Origin of the sequence: Ensifer sp. ENS07 (assembly GCF_014852185.1) — a bacterium.
Classification (GTDB): Bacteria; Pseudomonadota; Alphaproteobacteria; order Rhizobiales; family Rhizobiaceae; genus Ensifer; species Ensifer adhaerens.
Genome location: NZ_JACVBE010000012.1, coordinates 230387 through 236827, shown reverse-complemented (window position 1 = coordinate 236827; position 6441 = coordinate 230387). Strand labels below are relative to the sequence as shown.

The window sequence follows — 6441 nt, the reverse complement described above, 5'->3', positions numbered from 1 at the left end:
TGTTGAGATCTCCAAAACCCCAACAGGATAAGCCGAAAGGCCGGAAGCGTGGCTGTCCCTCAATCATCATCGCCATCTCAGTGATCCGTTCTCTCAGCGGACGCGGTCTCTTTCATGCCACCTCCTTCGTTGAAGCATCCTTGCGGCCAAGGCGTTTGCCACCTCGTGGTGGTATTCCGGCTTGAGCGCGAGCAGCTTCCTCGTCATCAGGGATTCGGTCAGGATGCGGGGCTGGTCGCAGCCGAGCTGCGCCAGCCGCTCCGTCGCGCCGTGCTCCGCCTCGTAGGCGGCAAGCACGGTTTGAACGCGCTGCCAGAAGAGCGTTTCCGGCAGGTTGTAGCAGTGGTCGAGAAGGTGGGAGATCTCACTCAAATTGTAGACGAACAGCGTGTCCATCACCAATTCGCGCAGCGAATCCAGGTTGTCCGTCCAATAGAACTGGTCGGGCTCCGCCTCCCGGTAGATCGGCTCGAGCGACAGGAAATCCGGCGCCTTTTCCGGCGCGCGCAGAAAGCCCGGCGAAAACTCGATGCTCTCGTGAAAATCGCGCAGGATCAGCCGGGCCGGCCAGCCATCGCGATGGACGAGCAGCATGTTCTGCCCGTGCGCTTCTACCGCAAGCCCATGGTGCACCAGCAGGTGCCAGACAGGCAGGACCGCGACTTCAATCAGGCGGTTGATCCAGGGCATCAAGCCGAAGCGCTGGATCCAGTCGTCGGCGAAGGCACGCCCGTCCGCTTCGACCATCATCAGCGCGTTGAAGGGAATGACGGCCTCGCCGGAGCCAAGCGTCGCTTCCGCGTTCTCGCGCCAGATGGCTGCGACCTGTCCGGCCAAAGGGCCGTCGCTGTCGGCTATGATGCCGGCATATTCCTGCAGGACGGTGAGCGGATAGCGGTCGCGAAAGGCCGGATCTCCGGCAACCATCTCGGCGATCCAGCGCGAGATCACCGGCGCCGTGCAGACCGAATGCGGCTCAAGGGTACGGCGCGACGAGGTGTTGACGATGTTGAGCGGCAGCTTGACGCTCGCGGCCAACGGTCGGTCCCGGTTCAACAGGGATCGGACCGACTGCGTCGCCGTGTATCGGTCCCCCGCCGGGCCGAGGCAAAGGGCTTCGCCCGCGGCGATCCAGCCAGAAAGCTGTCTCTCACGGAGTTCGCGCCATTGCCAGGGATGCAGCGGTACGAGACCGAACGCATCAGGCGAAACACCGCGCTCTTGCCGCTTCGCCCGGAGTTCGGACCAGGTTTCCTCCCCCAGTTCCGCTTCCCAGAAGGCATCCTCGTCACCGGGGATCGCGCAGCGAAGATGCTTGCGCGCCACCAGAAGCCAGACGAGCTGGAACGCTCCTCCCATTTCGGGCCCATAGGCTGCATGGTCGGCGACGGAAAAGCCGGTACGCGCCTTGTAGCAGGGATGATAGGGATGGCCCTCCTCAAGCGCTCCCTCCAACTCCGCAAATGACAAAGCGCGGCGCAGCCGCGCCGGTACCTGACGCTCGTTCCAGGCGCTGAAGGCGATCGTCTGCGTGAGTTCGTTGAGCAGCTTTCCGCGCGTCGGTCCGCTGCCCGGCAGGACGGATACCAGCTGCGCCAGCGGCGGCACGACCCAGCCGTCCGCATCATCGCGCATCTCTACCGATCCGGCAGCCAGCCGGAGCCGGCCAAAGGGGCCGATGGCGCCGTGGCAGCGGAACTGCCGGCCGCCGATCGACCAGTGGAAGGTGGTGACATCCCCGTCCGTGTGCTCGCTGGCCTCAACGATACCTTCGAACAGCAGCGCGGCAACGAGCTGGCGAAGCACCCGCTCGTCCGGGCGGCCCTTGAGATCAAGAGGCAATGGCATGGTCGGTCCTCGGCGCAGTCAGAACAGCCGGCGCCCTCAGCGGGTTCGGCACGGGGCGATAAAGGGACGGCGCGTTGCTGGATTGCAGTTCGTCGACGTCGTAGAGACGCGTCGTCAGGTTGGCCTTGGAGACGATCGTCGGCATGTCGAGCACGTGACGGGCAAAGTCACGCCCGGCGCCACTCATTCGGGTGGCATAGCGCTCGAGATGCGCGCGCAGTTCGCGCAGGAGCAGGCTCTCGTCGCAGAGCCCGTCATGGCCCATGCGGCTGATCACCGAGAAGACCTGATTGACGATCAGGTAATAGGCGAAGCGATCCCGAATTTCGCTCTCGGCAAAATAGAGGGACGCGATCGTTTGCGTCTCGGGCACATGGCCGGCAATCAGGCTGCGGTACCGCTCCGAGAGATAGAAGCCCTGATTGTCCCGATAGTAGCTGACGGACGGATAGCTGGTGCCGACGTCCAGCAGGCTGTTTTGCTGGTGGGCTTCGAGCGCTATACCGTAGTCGTCATAGAGGCGGATCAGCGGCTCGACGGCGCAATCGAGATACCGGCGAAACCAGAGGTGCGTCGCATCGAGCAGGCTCTCGCCCGTGCGGGCGGCGACCGTCCGAACCAGCCGTTCGAGGCGCGAAACCAGCCCCGGTAGCGGATCGGCCGTCAGGGCCGCGACGGTGACGACGCCCCGCCCGCCGCCGTCCGCAAATGGGTTCTCCCGCAGGATGACTTCAAAGCCGCTCTCGCTGCGTCCCGGCAGCTCGAGCGTGATATAGGCGGGGTCTTGAATGATGCGGAAGTTTCGCGAGCGTTCGGCAAAACCGATCCGGTCAATCAGCTTCGCCATTGCGACACCCGCTTCGAGCTCCTGACGACGATTGAGACGCACGGAGTTGGTGATGCGCACGGGCAGGGAAAATTTAAGCATCCAGCCGGCATCGGCGCCGTAAACCGTGCGCACCGACGAGGTCGCGGTAAAGGCCGGGCCGGCGGGGCCGAGATGCCGCAGCCGCCCCTCCCCCAGCATGCCGCGGATATCGGGATCAAGCAGCAGGGCTTCAGCCTGAAGCGGATGCATTGGCAACAGATAATCGTCGTCGCCGAGCGCGATCCCGTTGGCATCCGGCCCGACGAGGGACCGCACGATCTCGGGCGCTGCAACCGCGCGCGCGCAATCGTGCCTGATATCGCCGCGTTTTGCCGCGAAGTAGTGCAGTTTGAACTGGCCGCCCAGTTCCGGCGCGTAGCTTTCCTGCTGCCAATAGGTCATGCCCTGGCGGCTCTTCGGCGTCGGGTGCTGCCAATGGCCAAAGACGAGTGACTGCTCCGCTTCGATGAAATGGTCGCCGTCCGCCGGCTCCGGCGCGGCCCTGTCGATGTAGAGCGCCGTCTGCTGGTAGCTTTCGAGCACGCGCATCAAGAGTTCGAGCTCGAAGCCGCGCAAAACGTCGGCCTTGGCCTCGTCGACCTGGCGGTAGCATTCGTGCACCAGGATATGGAGGGCCGATATCAGTTCAATCTGGCGCCAGGTGGCGTCGGACACGCCCCTGCCCCAGACCCTGCCGAAATGGTGTGGGCCGCAGAGCGACGGCGACGTCACCTCGGCGCGCAGGATCATCTGCTGCCTGGGAAGAGACCATTCCACGCAATCGACGGCGCCGCCTGCGGCGCGATGCATGGCCCGGATGCCCGGATTGACTTCGCGCAGGTAGCAGTTTGCGAAGCTTTGAAAGGTGGCGATTTCTGCGATTTGCCTAGACGATTGCATCCTGATCCTCGGCACGCGACACGCATAGCCGCGCAATTGCGTTGGGCGCTTTCGACCAACACATTGAATTTTCTTGTCGGAACTAGCTTGCGAGCGGTTCGCTTAGCCGGCGGGCTGCCAGGCAAGCGGATCGGGCTCTTCCCGGAACGCGAAGCGCAGAAGATGGCTTTCGATCACCGATTTCGTGTCCGCAAGGTTGGCGTCATCGGGTGAGCGGGCGCGGATGCTCAAGCCTTCTGATGTGGCATGGAGGTAGCCGGTGCCGCAGGAAAACCTGAGCTCGGCGCGCGGGCCCTCCTGTTCGACGTCGACCTTGTGGGCGAAATGCTTGCAGAGCTGCGTCAGGTATTTCTGGCCGTCTTCCGTCGCAAAATGGGTGGTGGCTTCTTGCATCTGGAACTCCTGTTTCGGCTTTCGCTTGCGTGGGCGGCGCTTGGGTGGCCGCCTCCGCTTGTTGAGGCAACGGCCACCTGGAGGCGGCGGCCGTTGCGGTCGCGGACGCCCTAGAAAGTCGCCTTGGCGGTCAGGATGAAGGAACGGCCCGGCTCGTAGAGCGGCGTCACCGTTCCGAACTCCTGACCGTAGGTCGCCCGGTCCGAATAGGTTTCGTCGAAAATGTTCTTCAGTTCGGCGCGCAGCAACAGGTTCGGTCGCTCCGGCGGCACGTATTCGACAAAGGCGTTGAAGACCTGGTAGCCCTCGAAGGGCTTGCTGCCGTCGGCAACGTCGTCGTAGTCGAGCGCAATTTCCGCGTCGGCCCCGAAAGTGACGCCCCAGTCCGTCAGCGTGTGGACCGCTTGCAGCGTGATGATCTGGCCGGCCGGCGCGGCCAGATAGGTGCCGAGATCAGAATCGGCAGGCTTGCCGTCGATCTCGACGTCGATATTGGCGTATTTCACCTTGAAAAAGCCATCGCCCCAGCTGTAGCCGGCGCCGATCTCGAAGCCGCGCGAGCGGACGTCATGCGCTTCGATCCCGCGCGTGACCGCATAACGCGGCGTGCGCGCGTCATCGATATCGGTCTGGAAGACGCTGCCCTCGACGGTGAAGTCGTTGTAGTTCGCCTCCAGGCCCAGGATATAGTTGTCCGCCGTCACCGGCTTCGGACCGCTGCCATAGTTCCAGTTGGGATTCATGATGAAGTTTTCGGCGAGCGGAATGCCTGCCCAGACGTGCGAATAGCCCGCCTTGGCGGTCAGCAGGTCCTCGATGAGGTCGTACTCGCCCGAGATGTTGCCGCTGAGGCCCGAATTGTTCCACTCTTCTCCCGTCGTCCCGGTAAACTGCTGCGTGTCGCCGCGCGCACCGAAGGAGAGCCGCGTTCTCTCCCAGGGCTCGAGCCGGGCCTGGGCATAGATGCCGACATTGCGCGCCTTCTCGGTGCTGGCATCGAACATGTCGTCGAGGTCAGCCTTGTCGTCATAAAAGTCAACGCCGGCAATGACGCTACCCATGTCGAACGAGAACTTGTTCTCGAACTTGCCGTTGAAGCTGCTCGTGGTGCCGGTGGCGGGATAGGGCGGAATGTTGAGGCGCGGCGGCAGGATGATCGGAATTTCGACCTCCGTCCTGGAGTAGGCGAGCATCAGCGTTGGATCCCACCAGCCCTCCGGCGTGCTGTCGGTATAGGTAAACACCGTGTTCTGCCGGTCGAGCGTGTAGTCGCGCACGCGCGGCTCCCATGGTGGGCGTCCGTCGATAAAGCCGATATTAGCGCGAAACGGACGCGGCGCGTCGTCGCGAATGCGGTCGTGGCTGATCTCGAAACGGTCGCCGCTGTCGAACTCGTAGGCAAGCTTGCCAAGCCCGCTCAACACGTCTGTCGAGGTGCCTTCCACGTCCTGCCCGTTGCCGGCGGTGAAATCGTTGCCGTTGCCGAAATTGAAGTAGCCGAGAAACTCGAGCCCGTCGCGCATGCCGTATGCGGAGATCCCGGTCGTCACCGTGTCGCTGTTGAAATTGTAGCTCGACGTGACAAAGCCGCCGAAGCCGTCGCCATCGAGCAGATCGCGCGCGTCGATCGTCTCGTAAGCAATCGCGCCGGCAAGCGCCCCGGGACCGGCATCGGCCGGCGCAACGCCGGCATCGACGTTGACGGCCTTCAGCAGGCCGGGGTCAATGAGGTTGGTGCCGTTGTGGTGGAAGACCTTGTTGTTCTGTCGGCCGCCGTCCATCGTCACGGCGAGGCTGGTTTCCTCGATGCCGTGGACGTAGACCTTCTGCGACATCGGCAACGAGCTGCCGACCGAAATGCCGGGCTCGCCGGAAAACACGTCGGCAATGTTGGCGGGGTTCTTGCGCTTCAGGTCTTCCGACGAGATGACGATCTCGCCGGCGCCGAGCGGCCCGGCACCGAAGGCCGAAATCGGATCGAGCACCGTTGCTCCGTCCGCAGCGACAGCAGCGCTGCCACCCGCCGACACGGCCGAGCCGACCAGCGCGGTGCCGCCCGATATCCTGTAGGAAATGCCGGTGCCCGACAAAAGCCGGGCAAGCGCCTGGTCCGCCGTCATCGTTCCGCTGACCGTCGCCGAGCGAAGCCCCTGCGAGGTGGAAGCCGCCAGGGTCACCTGCAGGCCGGACTGCCGCCCGAAGGCGTTGAGCGCGGTGGAAAGCGGCTGCGACGGGATGTCGAAGCTGCGGGCGTTGCTGACGCGCGACGTGGTCTGCTGGGCGGAGGCCGTGGAAACGGGCATCAGCGCGAGGGAGGAAAACGCGGCGATCGCCGTCGTCGTCAGCAGGCGCCGTCTTTCACGGCGACGTCCCGTATCGAATTTCAGATGTCCCTTGCGGCATTTCGGCGAACGCATTTTACCCCCGTCTCG

The 6441-nt window shown here is 63.9% G+C and carries 4 protein-coding genes; all 4 read right to left on the bottom strand.

Annotation, left to right across the window (positions count from 1 at the left end; all coding sequences use genetic code 11):
• Positions 1 to 93: 93 nt before the first annotated feature.
• The 4 genes from IB277_RS28840 to IB277_RS28825 all read right to left on the bottom strand — a co-directional run bounded on the left by IB277_RS28840 (position 94) and on the right by IB277_RS28825 (position 6426).
• The gene (locus tag IB277_RS28840; RefSeq protein ID WP_192372220.1) at positions 94 to 1848 is read right to left on the bottom strand and encodes an IucA/IucC family siderophore biosynthesis protein; all 1755 of its coding nucleotides are present in this window, start codon (positions 1846 to 1848) and stop codon (positions 94 to 96) included.
• Positions 1832 to 3616 carry an IucA/IucC family siderophore biosynthesis protein gene (locus IB277_RS28835; protein WP_192372218.1) on the bottom strand — a complete coding sequence of 595 codons (1785 nt, stop codon included), beginning with the start codon at positions 3614 to 3616 and terminating at the stop codon, positions 1832 to 1834. Before IB277_RS28835 ends, IB277_RS28840 begins: the two co-directional genes overlap by 17 nt.
• Before the next feature lie 102 nt (positions 3617 to 3718).
• Positions 3719 to 4009 carry a DUF2218 domain-containing protein gene (locus IB277_RS28830; protein WP_034787636.1) on the bottom strand — a complete coding sequence of 97 codons (291 nt, stop codon included), beginning with the start codon at positions 4007 to 4009 and terminating at the stop codon, positions 3719 to 3721.
• Between the two features lie 110 nt (positions 4010 to 4119).
• Positions 4120 to 6426 carry a TonB-dependent receptor gene (locus IB277_RS28825; protein ID WP_192372216.1) on the bottom strand — a complete coding sequence of 769 codons (2307 nt, stop codon included), beginning with the start codon at positions 6424 to 6426 and terminating at the stop codon, positions 4120 to 4122.
• Positions 6427 to 6441: the final 15 nt, after the last annotated feature.

Coding starts and splice junctions, on each gene's coding strand:
- IB277_RS28840 (WP_192372220.1), bottom strand. CDS start 1,848: ATGCCATTGCCTCTTGATCTCAAGGGCCGCCCGGACGAGCGGGTGCTT.
- IB277_RS28835 (WP_192372218.1), bottom strand. CDS start 3,616: ATGCAATCGTCTAGGCAAATCGCAGAAATCGCCACCTTTCAAAGCTTC.
- IB277_RS28830 (WP_034787636.1), bottom strand. CDS start 4,009: ATGCAAGAAGCCACCACCCATTTTGCGACGGAAGACGGCCAGAAATAC.
- IB277_RS28825 (WP_192372216.1), bottom strand. CDS start 6,426: ATGCGTTCGCCGAAATGCCGCAAGGGACATCTGAAATTCGATACGGGA.